Raw genomic sequence first — 23,344 nt, 5'->3', positions numbered from 1 at the left:
AGGTTTTAAGCTATAACGAGGGGTAAATATCTTGCTAACTCTTTTACTAATGCTGCTGACTGGTGGTGTCACCAATACTGTGAGTGAACCAGTGCCAGCCGCTACCTTTGCCACTGATTCCCAACAGGCTTCCAGTCCAGTTTTAGTGCAAGAGCCGATCGCCTCAACCCCAATAATTACTGCAAATATAGAAGCTACATCGCCAGAATTTAGCCAATTTCCTAGCCAAGTCCAATTAAAACTGACCGGTACTAAAGTTCCCTTGACTAAATCCAGTGAAGCTTTACCTGGGAATATTATGGCAGTGGCGTTTTTCAACTTTTCAACCCCTGCTTGGGAAAATGTCGAACTGTTTAATCCATTTCCGGTGGGGCTAGAAGAGCTTGATTTGCAAGAGCAAATTTTGGTGCTGCCGGAGGGGATGAGTTTTGGCGAGAATATTGCCCCCTGGTTAGATAGTCAGGTGGCGATCGCGTTCCAGTCACCCAGTGATTTAGTTTTAGAGACGGTAGATTTAGATGATCCGGTTGGTTTTATTACCGTATTTGAGTCCAGTATCTCGATTATTATGCCCAGTAGCGATGACAGTCTACTGGATGATTTTTTAACCGAACTCCTGGATAACCATAGCCGCGCTCCCGAAAGAATCAGCTATGGCGGGTATGAAATCCTGGCATGGCAGATAGAGGAGCCTACCAGCACTTTTCCCAAAATAGATATATTTGGGGAACTGGGTAATGCCACGGCGATCGCCAATATTGACGGCAATCTGGTGCTAGCCTCTAATCCTGTGCCGATTAAAGCAATGATTGATGCCAGGGCGGAAGCAGGCAACCTGCTGAGCAGCAAAGAATTCTTGCGGGTGCTGATGCATCCCCAGTGGTCTAATTCGATCACTACTACCTACGGCGATTATGGTGAATTTGTCCGCATCGCCGAGGTGCTTTTCCCAGATTCAGATGAGTTTGAAGCAGAATTCCCCTTCGACTACGAAGATATCAAAACGGGCTTAGAAAGCGCTGCCAAGGAATACAGCAAGTTTGATGGCTACTTCTGGATCGCCAAGGATGGCATGTATGCCCAATCGCGCAGCTATTATGCCAACCCCAGCCCTAGCCGTGCCTATCTGAATGATGCCAATGGCATTCTGGCCAAATTGCCTGGCCGATCGCTGGTGTCGATCTCCAGCCGCAACTTTAAGCAACAGTGGCAATGGCTAGACGAACAGACCGAGCTATATCCCACCTATGGTTTCATGCTGGATTTTCTGCGGGAGGCTACGCCCGAAATCCTTGGTTTGGATTTAGAAGAAGATCTTATTGCCTGGATGGATGGTGAATATGCCGCGGTGTTATTCCCCAGTAATCAAGGTTTAGGGCAGGCACTTGATTTGGATTTGGGCATCGGCTTTTTGCTAGAAACCAGCGATCGCCTAGCAGCCACCAGAACCCTGAATAAACTAACTGATTTTGCCCTCACCGCCTCAGATGGCAATATTCAGATTGCCCAGCGTCAGATTGGTGGCAAAACTTTCACCAGTTGGGAAGTACCAGAGCCGGAAAATGCTCAACTACTAACCAGCGCCTTTGCCTATGGCTGGCTGGATGATAATACGATCGCGGTGGCCACTGGTAAATCCCAGCTATTTGCCTTTAGCCCGGAGCCTGACCCAGCGATCGTCGATACGCAGCTATTTCAAGATGCGATCGCCAATATGCCCCAACCAAACCTTGGCTATTTCTTTATGAACCTGGATGGGCTGGTAGATTTTACACTTACAACCATCTCGCCAGAATTTTTGACGCTTGCCCCACCAGAAGCGATCCAGCTTTTAAATGCGCTGCAAAGTATGACGTTGGTTTATTCTTCTACGGCTGAGCATATCCAGGCTGATTTTTATTTGGGGCTGGAGCCGATCGAAAAATAATTTAGTTGCTATTTTATTTACCCCTGCCGTTTAACCGCGATCAAGGTGACATCATCAAATTGCTCCGCTGTGCCCGTATGTTCTAATACCAGGCCAGAAATCTCAGCGGTTAGCTCCTTGGCTGATTTTGGTGGCTTGGCCAGAATTTGCCTGAGCCGATCGGTGGTAAAAAATTTACTATCCGCATCCCTGGCCTCCGGCACACCATCGGTATAGCCAATCAGCATCTCGCCGGGTTCTAGTTGCGCTTCGCCAATTTTAAATGTAGCTTGAGGGATAATCCCCACCGCTGGTCCCGAAGAATTTAGTTCGCCTCTGATCCCGCCATTGGGATGCAGAATAAATAATGGTTCATGGCCACCATTAATATAGGTAAGTTTGCCCGTATTCGGCTCCAGGACACCAAAAAAGAGGGTAGCAAACATGCCCAATTCAGCATGGTTGATCGCAATGTAGTCATTGGTGAGGCTGATCGATTTGAGCGCATGTTCATTCATGTTAGCGATCTGGCTGTCATCCATACCACGTCCATTAGATAACACCAGGCCATCTAATACGGTTTGGCCAGAAAAGATCCGAATCAAACTGCGAAACAAAGCCATAAACAAGGCAGCGCCCACGCCTTTATCACACACATCAGCGATCACAAGGCCAAGGCGATCGCCCGGTAGCTCAAACACATCATAAAAGTCGCCAGCCACCTGTTTAGCAGGCTTGAAAAATGCCGCCACTTCCCAGCCTGTTTTTTGGGTGATTGTGCTGGGCAGGAACCCCAATTGCATCTGTCTGCCTTTTTCCAGCTCATGGTTGAGGGCACTGGAATAGGCTTCTACTTTAATCAAACTTTCCTGGAGAGCCGCTTGAGCCTGCTTCCGCTCGTCGATCGTCTCGGAGATTTTACGAAACATTTGAAAAAAAGCGGCGATCACATCGCCCAACTCATCCCGCCGCTGGCTTGAATTGCAATGAAATTCTGGCGGCTCACGATCTTCTTTGACCGCATCACCAGCAGCGATCAGATCCTGCCGCAACTGCAAAATAGGATTGATTACAATTAGCCAAAGCGAAACCAGCGATCCTACGGTGGTGAATAGGCCAATTATTAATACCAGGCCAGCAATCCGCCAGATAAAAGCATAATATTCATCTTTGACCGGGGTGGAATCAATCCGCACCACTAATACATGTTCGTTACCAAGTTTTCCTGGTGACCAAGCCACATCATAGCGAGTACCATTGTCATTGCGTAATGCAGTCGCATCAGTGTTGGCAACCTGTTCAAATTGCAACTCTGGTGTTTCTCCAAAATTACCAACCAGATCCCCCTCCTGGGTATAAAGCGCACCACCGAGAATAGTAGGTGCAAACTCGGTTTGATTGACATTCCCTGCGTTTAGATTGCTAATATCACCAGGAATTGTTTTGCTTGAAGCAAGATTACTAAATTGCGCTAATAACTCCTGGCTTGAGGCATTAGCATCACTGGTGTCAGCGAGTAAGCCTACCTTGCCAGCAGCGATCTCCCTTTGTCTGGTCAGTAACTCGCGCTCACGCCGCCTGACGGAGGGGATCAGGATAATCGCTTCGATCGCCACAATGCAAAAAAAGACCCAGCAGACTATTTTGATTGATAGGCGTGGCTTAAATAGAATCAGCGGCGATCGCAGTAGTTGCAGAAACTGATTGGCATCTTCTGACATGGTTGGTTTTATTCTTTTTGGCTTGGTTTGGGTCGAGACTGACGAAGACTAATAACAATTGCGATTGTTGCTATTGTATGGCGATCGTGTCCTTTAAGTCTCGCGCAGTTTCCTAAACCTTACTGAAGTCTAAGCTTAGAAGAAGATGTGATTATGGCTAAATTCCTAGATCACTCTGATTCCACCGGAGTAGGCTCAGGTTCTGGAGGAGTAGCCTCAGGTAAACTAGGTGGCTTGGGCTTAAAGCGCTCCACAATTCGACCCACCACAATATAGAGGATCGGCACCAGGAACAAACTCAAGAAAGTTGATGCGATCATCCCACCAACTACCGCCGTACCTAGCGATTGCCGACTTGCCGCCCCTGCGCCAGTAGCAATGACCAGGGGAAATAAACCTACAATAGTAGAAAATGCCGTCATCAAAATCGGTCGCAATCGCTGCTGAGATGCCTCCAACGCTGCCTTGACCAGAGGCAAACCTTTTTCCTGAAGCTGGTCAGCAAATTCCACAATCAAAATCGCATTCTTACTAGCCAGACCAATCAACATCACCAGGCCAATCTGCACATAAATATCATTGGCAAAATTATCATTGGTAAAACTACGCATCGCCACCGCCAACAGTGCCCCCATGATCGCCAGGGGTACAGTAAACATAATGATCGTGGGTGTGATATAGCTCTCATATTGAGCGGCTAGCACCAGGAATACAAAAACTAGACCCAACGCAAAGATGATTGGTGCTTGGCCACCGGATTTGATCTCTTCGAGCGAAAGCCCAGACCATTCATAGCTGATCCCATTGGGCAAAACTTCTGCCGCAATCTGCTCCATGGTTCTAATCGCCTCACCAGAGCTAACCCCAGGTGCAGGCGAACCATCAATCTGAATTGCCCGGAACAGATTATAGCGATTAATAATCGAAGGGCCGATCGTGGGTGTGACATTAACCAGGTTACCCAGCGGAATTAGTTCGCCCGCTAGCGATCGCACATAGAGCTGGTTAATATCATTCGGCTCAGAACGGAACTGCTGATCAGCTTGCACAAAAACGCGATAGCTTTGGCCAAAGGAGTTGAATTCATTCACAAACTGCGAACCGAGATTGATTTGCAGGGTGTTTAAAATGTCATCAACTGGCACCTGGAGGGCATTGGCGCGATCTCGATCGATCTCAACATTCAACTGGGGCGTATTGCCGGAGAAATTCGGTCTGATATCTACAATTTTGCCGGATTCGGCTGCTCTACCAAGCACTGCTCCCATCGATTGAGCTAATACATCAAAGCCCAAATTAGCGCGATCTTGGAGTTGGAAGGTAAATCCACCCACACTACCTAGACCCTGGATCGCCGGTGGTGGGAAGGTAATCACCAAGGCATCCTGGATTCCAAACAGAGGGCCACGCACCTTATTAATCACGGACTGCATCGATTGGTCAGGTCGCTTGCGTTCCGACCAAGGCTTGAGCGTAGAGAAAATCACACCATAGTGGGGTGCATTACCATTGAATCCAAACGCACCCACACCAAAGGTATTGGTAATTTCCGGTACATTCTGCAAAATATCTTCGGCCTGCTCAATTACACCCTCGGTATAGTTGAGCGAAACCCCCTCAGGGGCAATTACCAGGGTAATTAAATAGCCCTGATCTTCGGTCGGCAAAAACGACTGAGGCACAACCGTATATAGCCAGTAGGTTAGCGCTAGCAAAGCTGCAAACACAACCATTACCAGTGCCTTTAAATTGACTAACCTTTGCAACAACCAGGCATAACCATTGCGGGTTTGATCAAGCAGCCAATTGAAGCCATTGAAAAACCGATTATCTGGGGGAGGCGATCGCCGCAACAATAGAGCCGATAGCGAGGGGGTCAGGGTCAAGGCATTAAACGTGGAAATGGTAATCGCAAAGGCGATCGTGAGCGCAAACTGGCGGTACAGTAGCCCTGTGGTGCCAGGGAAAAAGGCCACCGGAATAAACACCGCCATCAACACTAGCGAGGTGGCAATTACTGCGCCGAATAGCTCACTCATGGCGACCGAAGCTGCTTCGATCGGCCTCATCCCCTCATCTTGAATATAGCGAGAGATGTTTTCAATAATTACGATCGCATCATCTACCACCATCCCGGTAGCCAGGGTCAAACCAAACATGGTTAAACTATTCAGCGAGAAACCAAAGGCCTTTACAAAGATAAAGGTGCCAATTAGTGAGACAGGAATGGTCACAACTGGAATAATTGTGGTGCGCCAATCCTGCAAAAACACAAAGATAATTAATACCACCAGGGTGATCGCTTGAAACAGGGTAATTACCACGCTGCGGATCGATTCCTGCACAAAGTCAGTGGTGTCAAAGGCAACCCTATAATTTAGCCCCGGCGGGAAGTTGCGCTCTAATACCGCCATTTCCTGCTTCACCACCCTGGAAACATCAAGGAAGTTGGCTCCTGGCAGCGGGAAGATGCCAATCCCTACCCCCTTGATGCGGTTAAACCGCACAAACGAAGAATAATTCTCCGCGCCAAGCTCGACCCGACCAATATCTCTGATCTTGATTAGAGTGCCATCATCGCTGGCAGAAATAGTGATATCTTCAAATTCCTCGGCTGTGCTTAAGCGCCCCTTAGCCACAATACTAAGCTGATATTGCTGATCGCTGGTGGTGGGTGGTAGACCAATTTGCCCCGCACCTACTTGCAAGTTTTGCTCACGCAAGGCATTGACCACATCCTGAGCCGCCAGACCCCGTTGTGCCAATCGCTGTGGATCGAGCCAGACCCGCATTGCATATTGGCGTTCACCGAAAATAACTACATTGCTTACACCATTAAGCCGCTTGAGGGCATCCCTGATAAATAGGTCAGCATAGTTACTAACATAGGTGTCATCATAGACTCCATCTTCGGCATAGAGCCCCATTACCATCACCAGGTTACTGGACTCTTTGCTAATTGTTACCCCCAGCGCAGTTACATCAGTTGGGAGTCGGGCCTGGGCAGTTTGCACCCGGTTTTGCACATCTACCGCCGCAATATCTTGATCCCGATCGAGCTCAAAGGTGATTGTAATCGTACTGGTGCCAGTGTTGGCACTGACCGAATTCATATAGCGAATGCCTTCGATCCCGTTGATTTCCCGCTCCAGGATTGAAGTTACGGTTTGTTCTACTACCTCCGCATTGGCACCAGTGTAGTTGGCGGTTACTACTACCTGCGGCGGGCTGACGTTGGGGTATTGCGCCACTGGCAGGGTCGGAATTGCGATCGCACCAGTAAGAACAATAATGATCGCGGCAACAGATGCCAATACTGGTCGCTTGATAAAAGTATCAACAAACATATGGATGTTGGAGGTTAGTTAGAACCGGACTTGGTCTGATGTAATGCCTGAATCAGAGCAGAATAAGAAAAAATAAGTGAATTATTCAAACTAGGTCAGAGCAATCCGCTTATCAATTTATCAATAGACCTGAGAATATAAGGCTTGAGAATATATATAGGGGGTAGCGAGAGCAAATCTAAAGCTGGATGTTCCTGTCTAAATTTACTTGCAGAAGCTACCATATGATTTTTACGCATATTCTGGTGATATATCCTATGTACAGGTTATCCATACTTTCAACTATCCATACTTTCAACTCAACCGAAATTTGATTAACTTCCTTTCGGAGCCTGATCAGGCGGGCCATCCATTGGCGGTAGATCGGACAAGCGCATGACTGGCGCTCCATCGGTTAGCTTAAGAATGCCAGAGGTAACCAGTTGATCGCCTGCTTCCAGCCCCTCTAATACGTGGTAACTGTTGCCTTGAATTCGGCCTAGCTTGACTGGCTTTTGGACGGCGATAAAGGTAGGCGGGCCCTGATTCTCAGAGTCTTCACTGGATTGAGCATTTGCTGGTGTTGCCTCGATCGGTGATCGCTGGGCTTGTTCCGGATCAGCTTCAGTGCCTTCGGGTGGCTCCTCTTGCTCGATCTCTTCCGGTGGTACGGCCTGAAACACAAAATTTTGACCCCCCAAACGCGAGATCGAAGAAGTGGGAATCAACACCCCTTTACCTTCGCTCCAAACTATTCTGGCTCGCACAAATTGATCGGCACGGAGTAGCTCTTCAGCATTATCAAAAATTGCCTTTACCAAAATTGACTGGGTCACAGTTTCTGTATTTGGGGCAATAAAGGAAATTTGGCTTTCACCCAAAATATTATTATTCGAGTCCAGCAGCACCACAGGCAGGCCAACCTGAAGCTCTGGCGATCGCTCGATCGGGATATTAATTTCTACTTCTAATTGTTCATTTTGAGTGATCGTGAGTAATTGGGTGCCAGAATCAACAAAATCCCCCACCTTAACCGGGATATCGCCCACTGTACCGGCAAATGGAGCCGTAATGCCATAGAAACCCAATAGGGCTTGTTGTTCCTCGGCATCAGCCTGAGCCTGCACCAGCAACCTTTCACTTCGCGCGAGGTCAGCCTCCGCCGCTAGGACTCTGGCTTTTTGGGCTTCGATCTCTTGCTCAACTTGACCCAAAGTGGCCTGGGCTCGTTCGAGCGAATTAACGCGGGTATCAAGATCGCGCTGGGTGATTGCACCTTCTTGGACTAATTCTGCATCTCGCTGTAAATCACGTTGGTTGAGCGCTACATCGGAAAGATTGGCTAGCTTGCTGGCTTCGAGCGATCGCAAAACAGAACGCACATCTTCGAGTCTGGCCTGGGTCGAGGCTGCCGCCGCTGCTGCCGATTCAACTGCCGCGATCGTACTTAGTAATGCGGCCTGTTGCTCAGTAGGATCAATTTGAATAATCGGTGTACCTGCTTCCACATAATCACCGGCTTGCACCAAAATTTGGGCGATTTGACCAGAAACCCTGGGCTGGAGCGTGACCGACTCACGGGAATTAAGGTTGGCAATATATTCGGTTGTTTCCTGGATATCTCCCAGCTCTACGGTTTTGATCTCCACCGGAATTGCTTGCCCGCCAGAGCCAGGAGGGGGTCCGCCTTGACAAGCGCCAAGCATAGCCACAGAGAAAGCGGTAATGCTTAGCTTACCAAAATGCCCTAAATGCCCTACATGCTTGGTTAAGTTACCTAGCTTGGTTAAATTCCTTGTCTGCATAACTTACTCGATCGTTAGAGTGATACTTTGTCAGGTGCGGGCAGTGAAGAATGTTTATCGCCAGAAATAGTTAGTATTTGTGTCAGCTTAACTAAGCCTAAGGTGCTAGATCATTAGTGGGCTTCATACATCCGGGTGAATATGAGCTAACCATCACCCTGCTTGGGCATATTATCGATGATATTAAAGCTTGATGGTTATTTTATGGCGCTAACTAGAATACTTTGACTCCATTATGCCAATTGCAACTCTACCACTACGGGAGTGTGATCGCTGGGTTTTTCCAGGCGACGGGGTTCGATGTCTATGGTACAGGCGATCGCCTGCTCATAAAGCTTGGGGCTGAGTAGGTGGTAATCAATCCGCCAGCCATGATTACGCCGGAATGACCCACCCCGATAGTCCCACCAACTAAAATGCCCCGCATCTGGGGTGAATTTGCGAAATGCATCCTGGAAGCCAAGATTAAGTACAGCCGCTTGCAAGGTCTCACGCTCAAGATCGGTAGACATAATATGCTTAGCTCGATCGCTGGGGTCATAGATATCAATATCGGCGATCGCCACATTCAGATCGCCACACACCAGAATTTGCGCCGCATCAATGCCGCCATCCTGCTCAATCAGCTTTTTTAAGTAATTGTTTAATTTAGCTAACCACTGCAATTTATAGTCATATTTCTCACTGCCAGGGGCTGAACCATTGGGCACATAGAGATTTACAATCCGCACGCCATTGCTCACGCCAGAAATCACCCGCTTTTGATCATCAAAATCTAGATCTGGGTTATTAGCACTAAACCCATCCCCCAGGATCGCCCCAAATCCATTGGCGATCTCGTCCATTTGCTGCTTAGCTACGATCGCCACGCCGTTATAGGATTTCTGGCCATAGATATAAACCTGGTAGCCCAGATCATTAAAGGCGGCGATCGGAAATTTATCGTCCGGCGCTTTGGTCTCTTGAAGGCAGAGCACATCTACTTCGGGATGCGATCGCAGCCAATCAAGCACTTGTTCCAGGCGGGTTCGCACTGAATTAACATTCCAGGTGGCAATTTGCATAGATATTTTATTTGTTTGCCCAGATTTCCTGCGATTAATGACAATTAATCAGATCTTCTAGAATAGAGCTTTTAGGGAAGCCCAATTTATATACATTTATATACCGCCCATAATTTAATGTAGTCGAGCTTACTTTCAATCCAAAATTTCAATCCAAACAGCATACCTAGCTTTTATTGGATACTTTTATTGGATGCTTTTATTTCATGATTAGTAAGTTTATTGTTAGCTACTATTAGAGTGGAAGCATACAATTATATTCCAGCAGATCTTAGTGGGCGATCGAAGTTAGCAAACTTATCCACCCCAAATTCTACCTAACCCAAAGGTAGGTAGCAGCCCACCACCGATTGACTTAATCTGGCTAACTAAATCCAATGCTTGCCTAATTTAATAAACAGGCAGGATTGTAATCCAGATGATTGTCTCATCAACCAGCTTGAACCCAAATCACTATTTTCATGGTTGACCACTAAGGCAAACTATATAGCGATCTATTTTTAAACAGGTTAAGAACCACCTTGATTAACCACACCGCTCAAACTAACTTAAATCGTGATTAGTTAGTGATATGAATTCCGCCAGCCCCGACCTAGTCTCGATTGCTCAGTCCCAAATCGCCCTACTCACGCAAAGTTTGGGTGCAGCATCTAGCGTGGTTTATCTGGCCGAGGGGATCGCCCAGGGAATGCCCACTGATCTGGTGGAAGTGGCCGCCTATCCGGTGGGAGCCAGCGAAGAATTACCCGCCGACAGCGCACCAATGCTGCCAGCGTCAGCAAGCAGTGCCCTGGTTAAGCCCGGTCGGGTGGTTTTGCCCCTGGTATATGAAGGTGAGATCGTGGGTGTATTGATGGCAGGACGAGAGGATCGCAACTGGACCGAAACCGAGCATTTCCAGATTCAACAGATTGCCAATACCCTGGCGATCGCCTGTGCCCTCGATCGGCGTTGTCAATGGCTAGAGGAATCCCAAAAGCAGACCTATCTGGGGCAACAGCAGTTTTTGAGTACGGTGATGCACCAGTTGCGCAACCCGCTCACGGCGATCAAAACCTTCGCCAAATTGCTCGCCCGTCGGATTGCCCCCGACAACCCCATGCATCGCTTTGTGTCGGGTATCCTGCAAGAATCCCAGCATATGCAAGATATTCTGGCAGAAGTAGACCAGGCCAGATATGCGGCGGAAGAATTGGCTTTACCTCAACAGGAAATGTTCTTACTGCCAGCTTCAACCCTGGAATTGGCGGCTACGGATTTGGCTGAAATATTAACGCCATTGCTGCGATCCACAGAAGCGATCGCCGAGACCAAAGGACTGAGCTTTCGGGCTTATATGCCAGCGGAATTACCACCGATCAAGGCCAATGGTGGCGCATTGCGGGAGGTGCTGGGTAACTTACTCGACAATGCGGTGAAATATACACCCCAGGGGCAGGTAGAAATAGCAGTGCGGGTATTGCCAGAAACAGTGGCGATTGCCATCAAAGACAGCGGCTATGGCATTCCCAGCAAGGATCTAGAACATTTATTCGATCGGCGTTTTCGCGGTCGTCAAGCCCATAGCAATATTCCTGGCAGTGGCATTGGCTTAGCGATCGTCAAGGAACTGCTGAGTAAAATGCAGGGCGAGATCAAGGTTAATAGCCAGGAAAACCAGGGCAGTATTTTTACGGTGATCTTGAAACGCTGGCCACAGGCGGAAATAAGCGCAAGTCGGTAACATCGATCGCCAATCACGGCTACCTAGTAATATCTAGTAATATTCAACCTGGTTTGATAAGCTGAGCGAAGATAGACGCGATCGATTGATTAAATAACGCAAATTACGCCCGATCGAAGCGATAAACTGAGTTAGACGCGGGATTATTGATTTTTGCCGATTGATTACCACCAATAACCGAGTAAATAGCTGGTTTAGGGCTATTTTGGCGTTAATACCTAGACCTTTGAGCGATCGGTAACTCTGGATTTAGATGATTTGGACAAGCAGAAAGCTTTTAGTTAGCGTTGGTGAGGAGATGTTATGTTAAAGCAAAATCATCGAGCCTGGGTGGAGATTAATCTCTCTGCGGTTGAGCATAATGTTAGACAGCTAAAAAAAATTCTCGCCCCCCAAACAGAAGTAATGGCAGTGGTTAAGGCTGATGCCTATGGTCACGGTGCCGTTGGTGTGGGTCAAGTGGCCTTGCAAGGTGGGGCAAGCTGGCTGGGGGTGGCCACGATCCCCGAAGGGATTCAACTGCGCAACGCTGGCATCACCGCCCCGATCGTGATTTTGGGCGCTACCAACACTCCCGCAGAAATCAAGGCGATCGCCGAGCATCGTTTACAACCTACGATCTGCAATCCCAAGCAAGCATTGGTTTTCCATGAAACCCTGTTGGGACTCAACCAGGTAGTACCCGTCCATCTCAAGATCGACACGGGCATGTCACGGTTAGGGGTCAACTGGCAACAGGCAAGGGAGTTTGTGCAGTTGGTGCAGAGCTTGCCGCAGTTATTGATCAGTAGTGTTTATTCCCACTTGGCCACCGCCGATGAACAGGATCAAACCGTGATGCGATCGCAGCAGCAACGTTTTGAACAGGTGATCGAAACCCTGAAAGCGGCACATATTCACCCACCCCACATCCATATGTGCAACACCGCAGGAATGCTGACCTCCTCGAAAATGCATTATGATCTGGTGCGGCCTGGTCTAGGTCTATATGGCCTCTATCCTGCGCCCCATCTCCGGGGCATAGTTAATCTCAAACCAGCGATGCAGGTCAAGGCAAGGATTAGCCAAATTAAGGAGATCGCGGCGGGTACGGGGGTCAGCTATGGCTATTCATTTATTACGCCCCAGGAGATGAAGTTGGCCACGGTGGCGATCGGCTATGCCGATGGTGTGCCCCGTGGTTTATCCAATCGCATTTCGGTGTCTTTGCATCAAAAGCAGGTGGCGCAGGTGGGCACAATCACGATGGATCAATGTTTGATCGACATTACCCATGTGCCAGAAGCGCAGGTGGGCGATGAAGTAACTTTTCTTGGCAATGGTGATAATGCCAGTGCCGATCATTGGGCGGAGTTGCTGGGCACGATCTCCTGGGAGATTCTCTGCGGCTTCAAGCATCGCTTACCCAGAATTACGGTGATGCAGCCGGATCTGGTGGGTCAGGCTAATTTGTAACCTGATCTCAGGGCAGAAACCCGGCAGAGGAATTGATAGATATTGATATAAAGCCTATGATTGAGGCCTAGATTGTTGCGATCGTGGTCAATCGCCAAGCTTCGGTCATGAGTTTATGATTTAGCTAAATTCAGTTAATAGCAAGGTTAATAGCAAGCGCTGAGATAATTAGGATATAGCTGAGCCAGACAAGGCTATTGCAACTATCGATAAGCCTGTATTTTGTCCTAAACCAACCATCACAGGATATATATTGATTTCTAGTTGACTCGGCTTAGTAGCAAACCACCGATCGACAGGCAAATAATATTGGGCAGCCATGCCGCCACCAATGGCGCAATGATCCCCACCTGTCCCAGTGCGCCACAAATAAACAGCAGCACATAGTAACCGAAAATAATCAAGACACTGAGGCCAAACCCCAGCGCCGTGCTGGTGCGTTGCGGTCGCATTCCCAATGGCGCACCAACCAGGGCAAACACCAGACAAATAAATGGCAACGCGTACTTTTGCTGCAATCGCACTTCCAGTTTTCTTTCTTCTTTAATGTTGCCAGACTGGCGAATTAACTCCACATGCCGACTCAACTCCCGAATATTCATTTCATCGGAGCTGCGTTGTTCCTGGGCCAGGTCTAATGGTGCCCGTGGCAATTTTAGGCGTTGTTCTTCAAAACTCAGAATACTTTGATAAGACCCATCGGGGCTGATGATGTAGGTGGTGCCATCATTGAACTGCCATACATTTTGGGAGGTGAGCCAAAATGCCGACTTAGCCACAGAAATTTGCTGCAATGATCCCTGGGAAAAATCCATCACCGTTAGATCGATCATCTGCGTCCCATCGAAGCGACGGGCATAAAAGCTACGCACCAAGCCGCTCTCAACCCTGCCATCGGGATAAACAATGTCACCGTATTGATTGTAGAAAATATCGTTGGTTTTAAATAACGGATTGTCTTCGTTCAAGGCAGTACGCAGGGTTGTTTTGGCCTGCCAGTTGGCGGAAGGGACAATCACTTCATTAAAGGCAAAGGTCAGCCCCGATACGATCAAACTCAGGGCGATCGCTGGCCCCACCAATCGATAGACACTAATGCCGCAACTGCGCAACGCCGTAATTTCACCATCGGAAGACAAACGACTATAGCTAATCAGGGTAGACAATAAAACTGCCATCGGGAACGAATAAACCATAAACCCTGGCAAGCGAAGGCCAAAAATCTGGATCGCTGACCACAGGTCTAACCCGGCATCGGTCATCAAGCGCACCAGCTCAAACAACGAGCCGATCGCCAGCGCGATCGAAGTAAATGCGCCCACCCCAAACATAAAGGGTGCAATCATCTCATAGCTAAGATAGCGATCCATAATTGAGATGCTCGGCACCAACGCTAGCAATGGGCGATTGCTAACATTAAGCTGCTTAGCTTTTTTGGGTTTGCGGCGATCTCTCAACTTGTTTACGGTTGCCATTTAATCTAAAGCTTCTAAGCTATTGTCTCTTGTTACCCACCCTTTAATACGTTTAAACCAAAATTTGCTGGTTTACTATCCCCCAATGAGGCAAATTATTGCTCATTCATCAAGTTTAGCTGCTGGCGATCGCCCTAAGAATGATTAAGGCTAGCGAATGCATCAGGATAATAGCAGCAATCCCACTGGTATGCTTTCGGCATGTTTAAACTTGAGCAATCTTTTCTACTATTATTTATTGATTTACTATTAATTGCTCTGATCAATCAATATGGCTAGAGCCTCCCAGCAAGGCGGGTTAAGTGGTTAACTCTAGTCCAATCTAATGACGAGATTGCATAGAATTTGTGGCAATTATGGCGGCGTGGATTTAATCAAAATATTGACTAGATAAAAATAGCGGTCTTATTAGTTGATCTTAAACAAGGCCAAGCCAAAAAATAGCAAACCAATGACCTAAATTAAGCTAGTGGTAAACATAAATACTAAAACTTTTGCCACACGTAGTCTAGTTTATAGGCCAAAGCCAATCCCTGGAATTAGATCCCTGGAATTAAAGGAGTAATTGAACCTAGAATCGGAAATTTTTACCGAGGTAGTATTCCCTCACTTCGGCGTTATCAGCGAGCTGATCCCGATCGCCATAGGCCAAGATTTGTCCCTCCCGCATAATATAGGCTCGATCGATAATTGCCAGAGTCTCGCGTACATTATGGTCTGTGATCAGAATACCCATATTTCGATCGCGCAAATCAGCCATAATCGACTGGATTTCGGCCACTGCGATCGGGTCAATCCCCGCAAATGGTTCATCCAACAGCAAAAACTTAGGGCCTTCTTTGCCGATCGCCAGGGCACGGGCAATTTCGGTGCGGCGGCGTTCACCCCCAGAAATTTGAATCCCCTTGGTGCCGCTAACATGGGTGAGTTGAAAATCCTTAATTAAGGCATTTACCCTGGCTTTTTGTTGATAGCGGGGCACCCCGGTTTGCTCCATTACCAGTTGCAAATTATCTCGCACCGATAAATTGCGAAAAATCGTTGGCTCTTGCGCCAGATAGGCCATCCCCAACCTCGCCCGCTCATGGATCGGCAGGTCAGTAATATCTCGATCGTCGAGCCAGACCGAACCCCGATTAGGCTGCACCAAACCTGTTGCCATATAAAAAGTAGTCGTTTTACCAGCCCCGTTTGGCCCCAATAGCCCCACAATCTCACCTTGCTTTACGGTTAGATTAACGGACTTAACTACGGTGCGCCGCCCATAGCTTTTGCTCACATCATTGAGGGCTAGTTGCATATTGCTATTTTCTCAACTCTGATCGAAGTCTCTTGATGGTTTGATTTCTCAATTTATTTCTAGGCTGATATTTGGGTTCATTTATGGGATATAGGCTTGGCAGCTCTACTTGGCAAACTGGCAATTTAGTTTTTACCTAAGGGCTGATTGCAAAAATGAAAATGATCAACAGCATCGATACCAGACCTAGATCATCAAAACACATTAGCTTCAGCAGAAAGATGCGATCGCGTAATACCTCCACAAGCATTGCCAAAATCTGAGCGATCGATTATTCAGCGGTTTGTGTATCTTTTGCATCTGCTGCATCTGCATCTTCATCAGGCGCAGCTTCCTCACCTTCAGCGGAGTTGAGTTGATCGTTAGGTGGGCTGACCAGGCTCTTGAAGGTGGGTTTAATTTCCGTCACTGGCGTAGTGGTAGGCGCGGTTGTTGCCGAGAGGTTCTCGTCGGGCACAATGTAAACCGATTCTACCTGCTGGCTTTCCTGGGGCAGCGCCTCAAATCGGGCTTCATCGATCAAATAGGTAATTGTTTCCGCTTTGATGCTGTTACCACGCTGATTTACTACCACATTGCCCGACAGCACAATCCGCCGCTCATTGGAAAAATACTCAGCCTGAGCAGAGGTGGCGGTAATTTGACGGGCAGGATAGTTCATTTGTACATTGCCCCTGGCGGTAACTATGCCAGTTTGGGCGTTAGCTTCCTGCACATCAGCCCGGATCGTCAACGCAGTGCCTGTGGTTTGAGCCTGGACTGCGGCTGGGCTAAGTGGACTGTGCCGAGTGGCTAGCCCGGTTAGTGCTATTACTGGCAATGCCAACGGCAATAGCAAGGATAGTCCAGCGGTGGCGATCGCCTTAGCTAAACTAAATAAACCAGGCTTAGGGCTGGCTAGGGTAAGCTGGCTCTGTTGCGCTTTCACAACTGAATTGTGGGAATGGCTGGGGCAAGACGAGTCTGAATTCATCTTTCAAGCTTCTATGGTTACTTAATTATTTGATTATTGGCTTAATCTAATTGACTGAGTCTAATTGACTGAATCTAATCACCCTATGTTGCCACCGAATGATCCAGAAAAACAACTAAGCGCAAATCCTGCGATTAATGCGATTAATCAGATCACCATTCACACGACTGTAATTATTGTTAATGCCGCGTTAATGGCGCTGATCTGGCAATGTCATCTTTCTCAATCGAAGCGATCTAAGAATCTAATATGTTAGTAGCGCCTAGCGCCAAGATCGATTCAAGCATTGAAACATGAATATGTTAACTTGACTAGCCAAGAAAATCTTATGATCAATCGTAATCATTATGCCGATCGTTGTCTTCGCCTGATTGGGTTGGCAGTTATGTTTACATCAGACTTAGTTCACCGCCAAGCGATCGCCTAGAGATCAAACTCGTAATCTAAGATCGGTTGTGCCGAGATTGTCCCCAACCCCAATTCCTGAGCTGACACCAACGGTACTTCGTAATAGGCCATGATGTGATGCTGCGCCAGCTTACCACGGAACTCAGTTGAGGTAATGCCCATGGCAATAATTACTGCACATCTACCCTGATTGGTTTTACATTGCTTTTTCCATGCTCGATAGGACTTAGTTTGGGCATTTTTTTTATGATCAAATTCACCAAACAAATGCAACTCGCCCGTACCCAAAACCACCAGCCCCAAATCATATTTATCCCCAAAAATCGATTCTGCCGGGTTAAAGCAAACCGCCTCGATCCCGCCGTTGTCTTCGATCGCTTCGATTAGGGCGTGAGCCTTGGGGCGAGAGGTTTGGATCAAAAGCACCGACAGAGCGTCGGCTTTACGGGGGAAATCTGTTTCCGCCAACTGTAAATAGAGAGGGCTTTGGCGGATTGAATCAACCTTGTCCCACTCCAGATTTAAAAATCGAAAAGCAACATTATTCGGCCAGAGATCTTCGTGAATTAGGGGGGCAGTGGAATCAGGGAAAGGATTTTCCGTAATAATGTCGTGAATTTCTTGCGACAGATTGGGTTGAGTACCCACTTGTAGCTTTAACTCTTTAACCTTCAATACCATTGGCTCAGGCAGCGATGCTGGGGTTGGCAGCGTAATCTTACTGCTAAGCTGCTCGAATTTGCCGGCCTTAAGTTTGGCTTTATGCTGAGTAATAAACCCATTGAAGGCAGACAGGATCACAGTTAAAGCGATCGCCTCCTCTTCATACAAAAATGGCCGCCCTGCTTCGAGGGGGTGGATGGCACCAAAAATTGGATGGGTGCCGTGATTACTTTTTACTTCCTTACCCCAGCCATAGGACTGCAACATACTTAGTTCTGGTGGAGAGAGGGAGCCGTTATCTTCAAACAGGGAAAATAAACAATCTTGATGTAGAAAAGTTTCCTCGACCGCATCTTCGGCGGTTTCTTCTTCTGAGATATGATGCCGGAATTCTAGGAGTGATTCTTCCGATCGATAGAAAATTACCCCTTTTTCTAGCCCTAAGCGACCCATTGTCACCGCATAAATGGTGCCTAGTCCCCACTGGTTTAGTTCGATCGAAATCACCTGATGATCCCACAAATATTCCCAGGGGGCGTTTTGCCACAGAATATGCGCTTGCTGATAGAGATCTGGTGCTCGTTCAGGCGGGACATCTGGCGGATGGGAGCTGGCCTGAGCCAAGATATTTTCAAAAAATTCATCAATTAAGGGCAAGCGATCGGTATGTTCGATCGTAATGTCCAAGCCTTGTAAAACGCCGCGCAAATAAAATTGCAATTCTCGATCGCATATTAATATTTTCTGGGGCAAGCTGGGCTGGGCTGGACTCTGGGGCCGCTCGATCGCCTGTAATAGGGCTCTTACCACCGCCTCTTTGCCCACATTTGAGCCAATTACATCCATGGCTCTGACAATACCACTGGAGCCATCCACCCACAGCACATACTCAGCTTGGGCATCATTTAAGAGGCGAGCATTAAGCTGCACCAAATTAGTGCCTTCGAGATGCTCATGGGGCTTATCTAAGGAACGGCGATCGCCCTCCCAGATCGCACTCGATCGCGGCAGTCGTTGCAGGCGATGAAGGGTCAAACTATTAAGCGTGCTCATGAAAACCTCCGTTCCTGACCTCCATCACGATGTCTATCAACCACAGTAACTCCTGAGCGATTAAATTTAGCTAATATTGTTGATGTTGTGATGTGTTCAAAATCCTCAGTAGTGGTACTGCAAGTAATCATACTGATTGTGGGGGTGCTGTGGAAGTGCAATTCAAATGCTGCTTGCTCATGCCTAAAGTTATGTAATGCTAATCAGGCTGATTGCTCTAACATCTATCTTAAGCAAACAAATGGCATTCACGCCGTGAGGCTGGGGATAAAAATAGAATTGCGATCGAATTGTAAATATAAGTTAAGAAAATGTACAATTGAGTTAGTTTGAGCGATCAAAGCAGCCTGGTCATGGATTGCTTTACAAGCTCAAGATTTTAAATTTTCCGAGTTTGCTTGACAGTGCAGCCATGATTAGGCAGATATCGTGATTAGACAGACATGACTTAGAGAATGCGATTAGCAAAGTAATTAAAAGTAAAGTAAGTAAAAATTTAAGACACAGGCAAGATCACAGCTATGGACGAACTACAGCCAATTTTTCAAGAGCTCATCTCCCATCCCCTGGCTTTTATGGGTGGCCTAACGTCTGGGTTGCTACGGTTGAATTTGGATGAAGACCCGCTGAAGTCTTGGTTGCAAGATCAAGGGGTATCAAGCGAGTCGATCGCCAATCCAGATGGCAGCACCAATGGTAATGGCAAAGGGCCACAGTCGATCGAGATTGAATAAATCAACGCCACAATAAAACGCCGCAATAATCAGCCATAAATTTGATTTGGTCTTATTGATTTGGGTTTGGCTCAAGCCCGAAGCAGCTATTTTTTTATCCGCAAGCTTTTAATGCTATGCCTCAAAGCAGCGTAATAGTGTGGATAACCGATCGCGGTTGAGATGAGCGGAAATGGCAGGATCGCATCATGTATTGCGGCGTGATGCATATATGGTAGTAGTTTCAGCGATCGTCAGGGTTTGTTTGCTCTCTTTAAATATGCATAAAGTAAGCAGTTAAAACCCTCTGGTGGAGCGATTTTGAGTCATGCTATAATTACTTTTACAAGGGACCGCAAGGGTTTCGACGTTTCAGTGGAGGCTACTCCGTGAAGCAGGTCGAGAGTGGGTTACCTCTCGTTAATCAATGATCCAAAACAAGTAAATGCGAAAAACACTCTTGTTAAAGTAGCTCGTAAGGCCGCTCCTGTAGCCGCTTAAGGATCCTTAAGAAACAAATCTTTGTTTTGATCTCGAGCCCTAGTTAGTGACTCCGTTAAGCAAACTAGGCTAAACCCCCAACGGATGCAGCTCATGATCTCCTCTGGTAGATCATTTGCCCAAGACTTTACCAGAGCATCCTGTTACCTGGGATAATAGGTAATTCCTGCCGTGAGGGTTAGATCGGCTAAACCTGTGAATGAGTGGAGCGCTATGATCTGTTGCGGACGGCAGTTCGACTCTGCCCGGTTCCATTAAGTTCAGTCGCATTAATATGGTTCACCACATCGATGAGCCAGTTAATAATTTATAGAGAACCCGCTCTAATTGAGTGGGTTTTGTTTTTATGGTCTTTTAGTTTAAATATTTGAGTTTGAATATTTGAGTTTGAATATTTAAAATGGAGGAAATGCTCAATAATTACGAAGTTTTGTAAACATGATTAGCTGATTACCAAGCCGATCGATCTAGATTTTGGCACTGTCGATCGTCATTGAAGAGCTTAGCACTAGCCGATAATAAAGATAATTCAAGGGTTTGATGAAATCGCTTCAGCCAAGTTATAAACTGCAAGATATGTAATAGCAAACTGGTTTAAGGTAAAGCTAAGGCATTATGATAGTTATTGCTTTTATTGAGTCATAACTTTAGTAAACCATTTCATTTCTGTTTATATATTTTTGTTGTTTTTGTCCCAAACAGCGCTGAACTGCCATAACTGACCATAACTAATGAGTGATATGCGATCGCCAAGTCTTGACGCTACAGCTGCTACTAGCAATGATGCTGCAATTGATCCCCCCAACTCCTCAATTAGCGAAGCCCAAGCCAACCAAAGGGCAATTTTGGCATTAATAGAGCAACTTGGTGCCCCCAAAGAAACTACCCAGGCAAAAGCAATCTCTGAGTTAGCTGGTTTTGGCGAGGCGGCGATCGCCCCTTTAATTGATTTTTTGTTGCGGCGGCGTAACGCTAGCATTACCCCCAATTATCTAGATGGCAAAGCCTATCAATTGTTGTTGGGTTCAAGTTCGCCCCAGGCGATCGAGGCGATCGCTACTCATTTCCCTAAGGGCGTGGTTACCTGTGATCCAGCCGTGAGCCTGGATTTAGAACTGCTGCAAAATCTGCTCGCTCGCCAGGATTATCAGGCCGCGGATAAATTAACTTCTCAAAAAATGTGCGTGGCGGCTGGGAATGGAGCTTCCGAACGTGGTTGGCTCTATTTTACCGATGTCGATCAAATTGCGCCGGTGGATTTGGCCGCGATCGATCAGCTCTGGTTGGTCTATTCGGAAAACAAATTTGGTTTTAGTATGCAGCGTAAGCTCTGGCTAGGTTTGAACAAAAACTGGGACAAGCTGTGGCAAAAAATCGGCTGGAAAAGTGATGGTAAGTTTACTCGCTATCCGGATGGGTTTAGCTGGGATATATCCGCCCCCAAGGGTCATTTACCCCTGTCAAATCAAATTCGCGGTAATAAAACGATCAAGGCGATCTTTTCCCATCGACTCTGGCAGGATTAATTAATCATTAATTAAAACTTGCGTTAACAAAAACTCTACTCAAGCTCACTGGGCGATCGCACATAGCGTAGATCCCGCTTCAATATACTGCTCTCGCCTAGCTCCCCAGTCACACTGGCGCGAATTAGTCCCACTTTGGTGATCGGCAGAATTTGCAAATAGTAGGGGCTTTGTTGATCGCGCACCTGAACCAGGTCGCCAATCTCCAATTTGCGCACCGAGGGGATGGTTGGTACATCACTTTCGATCGGTTGGCTCACCTTGCCATTGCGATCGCCATTAGCCTTGGCCTGCTTACTAAGATTGAAATCTACTGGCTGATCATCTGTTGGCGCTGGACTTTTGCTAATTGGATTTTTGTCGGTGGTGAGGGGATTAAGTGGCGGTGGATCGATCGCTTTATTCTTTACGATGTTCTTTCTCTGCTCCGAACTGGCTAATTGCTGCTTTAAATTGCTGATTTCAGCTTGAAGTTGAGCTATTTGCTGGCTATGTTGATCCAGTTGCGCATTTAGCTCCGCCAGACTTTTTAAATTAGCAAAGTTATTAGGATTAGCAGCGGTGGGTCGATCGCCCTGTTCAATTAAATTAGCCGATGCATCCTGCTTAGCCTGCTCAAATTGTGCAAATAATAAATTCAAAGCCTGCTTAACTAGCTCAGACTTGCTTTGTGCGGAGCGATCGGCAAGTTCGAGTAACCTGGCATAGGCCTGGGCATCAATCTTTACAGCTAAGTCTTTAAAGTCTTGGTGCGACAGGGGATTTGACTCAGACATATCAGACATAGTTAATTGGGTTGCTCATCAATGGCCTGTTTGCCTAAATTGCCCAGTAACTTAGGGGGGCTTAGATAACCGCTGTGATCGTGATTCCACCCGCGCTAAAACTTTGGCAACAGCACTAACTTAATACATCAAAGTTAAATACATCAAAGTTAAATAATTTAGCGGCATAGGCATATTTAGGCATAGCTAAACCCACGCATAAAAAATATACTATGCCTGTAAGCATATATCTTTACTCACTTAGTTGCCGACTAAACCGCTTTCTCTTACTCTGGTGCAAGCTGGCTCAGCGGCTTTGGATGCAGAGGATGGGAGTACGTCAAACCTGCTCGGTTCAATTGTCTGAATTATATTTACTGAATACATTTGCTGAATACATTTACTGATCAGGTTTTACCCGCAATTAGTCGGGCTCTTGAGACGATCGTAGATATATAGAGATAAAGGCCATTTAATATTTTATTTAATATTTAGCTAAAAATGCTTAACTAGCAGGGTTTATAGCCGATCGAAATAGATCCACTCTCATCTTTAAGTATCCTATGCAGTTACTAATGTGCAGGTACTAATGCCAAGCTCTAAATAGTTTTTATGCACATTGGGTATGCAAAAGGTATGCATATAGACATGCAGAGATATCTTTCGACTGATAGTAGCTAAAACAGCTTTCCAGCGAACATATTTAATTAGGTAATAGTAGTAAATTTACACAACACTTACTTTGGTTTCACGGTAAGTATTATTGGTGCATATTTGGCTACGATCGCCCCTTGATGGCTGATTTCATTGCCACATTTAGGATTTATCCCAAGGCTTAATTTAATTAACTACCTTGAATGTAAAAGGAAAATATTCATGTGGTTTAAGATTAATCAACGCAAATGAGTATCCAGACTGGTTTAAGCTTGTCACTAAGTTATTTATCCAGCTATTAATTGTTACTCAGC

14 protein-coding genes and 1 other RNA gene are annotated in these 23,344 nt (G+C 46.8%); 6 read left to right on the top strand and 9 right to left on the bottom strand.

Annotation, left to right across the window (positions count from 1 at the left end; all coding sequences use genetic code 11):
- Positions 1–31 precede the first annotated feature (31 nt).
- Positions 32–1,927, top strand: coding sequence for a DUF3352 domain-containing protein (locus PSE7367_RS12815; RefSeq protein WP_015165784.1), 1,896 nt, complete (start codon positions 32–34; stop codon positions 1,925–1,927).
- 17 nt (positions 1,928–1,944) lie between these two features.
- On the opposite strand, the gene PSE7367_RS12810 is transcribed toward PSE7367_RS12815, so the two are convergent.
- The 4 genes from PSE7367_RS12810 to xth form a co-directional block, all read right to left on the bottom strand.
- Positions 1,945–3,627, bottom strand: a complete 1,683-nt coding sequence (locus PSE7367_RS12810) for a PP2C family protein-serine/threonine phosphatase (protein WP_015165783.1) — start codon at positions 3,625–3,627, stop codon at positions 1,945–1,947.
- 170 nt (positions 3,628–3,797) lie between these two features.
- Entirely contained in the window at positions 3,798–6,974 is a 3,177-nt protein-coding gene (locus tag PSE7367_RS12805; RefSeq protein ID WP_015165782.1) for an efflux RND transporter permease subunit, read from the bottom strand.
- 314 nt (positions 6,975–7,288) lie between these two features.
- A complete protein-coding gene (locus PSE7367_RS12800) occupies positions 7,289–8,758 on the bottom strand; it encodes an efflux RND transporter periplasmic adaptor subunit (RefSeq protein WP_015165781.1) in 1,470 nt (489 codons plus the stop codon).
- Positions 8,759–8,991: 233 nt separating this feature from the next.
- A complete protein-coding gene (gene xth / locus PSE7367_RS12795; protein ID WP_015165780.1) occupies positions 8,992–9,822 on the bottom strand; it encodes an exodeoxyribonuclease III in 831 nt (276 codons plus the stop codon).
- 571 nt (positions 9,823–10,393) lie between these two features.
- Here xth and PSE7367_RS12790 point away from each other — a divergent pair.
- Together PSE7367_RS12790 and alr are read left to right on the top strand one after the other, a co-directional pair.
- Positions 10,394–11,545, top strand: a complete 1,152-nt coding sequence (locus PSE7367_RS12790; RefSeq protein WP_015165779.1) for a sensor histidine kinase — start codon at positions 10,394–10,396, stop codon at positions 11,543–11,545.
- Positions 11,546–11,848: 303 nt separating this feature from the next.
- Positions 11,849–13,000 (top strand): alanine racemase, encoded by a 1,152-nt coding sequence (gene alr, locus PSE7367_RS12785; RefSeq protein WP_015165778.1) that lies wholly within the window; start codon positions 11,849–11,851, stop codon positions 12,998–13,000.
- Positions 13,001–13,260: 260 nt separating this feature from the next.
- Here alr and PSE7367_RS12780 read toward each other — a convergent pair whose 3' ends face one another.
- The 4 genes from PSE7367_RS12780 to PSE7367_RS12765 all read right to left on the bottom strand — a co-directional run bounded on the left by PSE7367_RS12780 (position 13,261) and on the right by PSE7367_RS12765 (position 18,872).
- The gene (locus tag PSE7367_RS12780) at positions 13,261–14,475 is read right to left on the bottom strand and encodes an LptF/LptG family permease (RefSeq protein ID WP_015165777.1); all 1,215 of its coding nucleotides are present in this window, start codon (positions 14,473–14,475) and stop codon (positions 13,261–13,263) included.
- A gap of 571 nt (positions 14,476–15,046) precedes the next feature.
- On the bottom strand, positions 15,047–15,775 hold the full coding sequence (lptB, locus tag PSE7367_RS12775) for an LPS export ABC transporter ATP-binding protein (protein ID WP_015165776.1): 729 nt from the start codon (positions 15,773–15,775) through the stop codon (positions 15,047–15,049).
- A gap of 271 nt (positions 15,776–16,046) precedes the next feature.
- Positions 16,047–16,748, bottom strand: coding sequence for an LptA/OstA family protein (locus PSE7367_RS12770; RefSeq protein ID WP_015165774.1), 702 nt, complete (start codon positions 16,746–16,748; stop codon positions 16,047–16,049).
- Positions 16,749–17,171: 423 nt separating this feature from the next.
- The gene (locus PSE7367_RS12765; protein WP_015165772.1) at positions 17,172–18,872 is read right to left on the bottom strand and encodes a DUF6930 domain-containing protein; all 1,701 of its coding nucleotides are present in this window, start codon (positions 18,870–18,872) and stop codon (positions 17,172–17,174) included.
- Positions 18,873–19,393: 521 nt separating this feature from the next.
- Here PSE7367_RS12765 and PSE7367_RS12760 point away from each other — a divergent pair.
- The 3 genes from PSE7367_RS12760 (at position 19,394) to PSE7367_RS12755 (ending at position 21,612) form a co-directional block, all read left to right on the top strand.
- Positions 19,394–19,606: a hypothetical protein gene (locus tag PSE7367_RS12760; RefSeq protein WP_015165771.1), complete on the top strand. Its 213-nt coding sequence runs from the start codon at positions 19,394–19,396 to the stop codon at positions 19,604–19,606.
- A gap of 328 nt (positions 19,607–19,934) precedes the next feature.
- Positions 19,935–20,343: a transfer-messenger RNA gene (gene ssrA, locus PSE7367_RS21210) on the top strand.
- A gap of 474 nt (positions 20,344–20,817) precedes the next feature.
- Positions 20,818–21,612 (top strand): GUN4 domain-containing protein, encoded by a 795-nt coding sequence (locus PSE7367_RS12755; protein WP_015165770.1) that lies wholly within the window; start codon positions 20,818–20,820, stop codon positions 21,610–21,612.
- Positions 21,613–21,647: 35 nt separating this feature from the next.
- On the opposite strand, the gene PSE7367_RS12750 is transcribed toward PSE7367_RS12755, so the two are convergent.
- Positions 21,648–22,397: a ribbon-helix-helix protein, CopG family gene (locus tag PSE7367_RS12750; RefSeq protein ID WP_015165769.1), complete on the bottom strand. Its 750-nt coding sequence runs from the start codon at positions 22,395–22,397 to the stop codon at positions 21,648–21,650.
- Positions 22,398–23,344: the final 947 nt, after the last annotated feature.

The sequence above is a fragment of the Pseudanabaena sp. PCC 7367 genome (genome assembly GCF_000317065.1).
In the GTDB taxonomy this organism is placed as follows: Bacteria; Cyanobacteriota; Cyanobacteriia; order Pseudanabaenales; family Pseudanabaenaceae; genus Thalassoporum; species Thalassoporum mexicanum.
Note: the sequence above shows the minus strand (reverse complement) of the source record. Positions and strands in the feature narration are given on the sequence as shown.

Coding starts and splice junctions, on each gene's coding strand:
- PSE7367_RS12765 (WP_015165772.1), bottom strand. CDS start 18,872: ATGAGCACGCTTAATAGTTTGACCCTTCATCGCCTGCAACGACTGCCG.
- PSE7367_RS12800 (WP_015165781.1), bottom strand. CDS start 8,758: ATGCAGACAAGGAATTTAACCAAGCTAGGTAACTTAACCAAGCATGTA.
- PSE7367_RS12770 (WP_015165774.1), bottom strand. CDS start 16,748: ATGAATTCAGACTCGTCTTGCCCCAGCCATTCCCACAATTCAGTTGTG.
- PSE7367_RS12750 (WP_015165769.1), bottom strand. CDS start 22,397: ATGTCTGATATGTCTGAGTCAAATCCCCTGTCGCACCAAGACTTTAAA.
- PSE7367_RS12790 (WP_015165779.1), top strand. CDS start 10,394: ATGAATTCCGCCAGCCCCGACCTAGTCTCGATTGCTCAGTCCCAAATC.
- PSE7367_RS12810 (WP_015165783.1), bottom strand. CDS start 3,627: ATGTCAGAAGATGCCAATCAGTTTCTGCAACTACTGCGATCGCCGCTG.
- alr (WP_015165778.1), top strand. CDS start 11,849: ATGTTAAAGCAAAATCATCGAGCCTGGGTGGAGATTAATCTCTCTGCG.
- xth (WP_015165780.1), bottom strand. CDS start 9,822: ATGCAAATTGCCACCTGGAATGTTAATTCAGTGCGAACCCGCCTGGAA.
- lptB (WP_015165776.1), bottom strand. CDS start 15,775: ATGCAACTAGCCCTCAATGATGTGAGCAAAAGCTATGGGCGGCGCACC.
- PSE7367_RS12780 (WP_015165777.1), bottom strand. CDS start 14,475: ATGGCAACCGTAAACAAGTTGAGAGATCGCCGCAAACCCAAAAAAGCT.
- PSE7367_RS12760 (WP_015165771.1), top strand. CDS start 19,394: ATGGACGAACTACAGCCAATTTTTCAAGAGCTCATCTCCCATCCCCTG.
- PSE7367_RS12805 (WP_015165782.1), bottom strand. CDS start 6,974: ATGTTTGTTGATACTTTTATCAAGCGACCAGTATTGGCATCTGTTGCC.
- PSE7367_RS12755 (WP_015165770.1), top strand. CDS start 20,818: ATGAGTGATATGCGATCGCCAAGTCTTGACGCTACAGCTGCTACTAGC.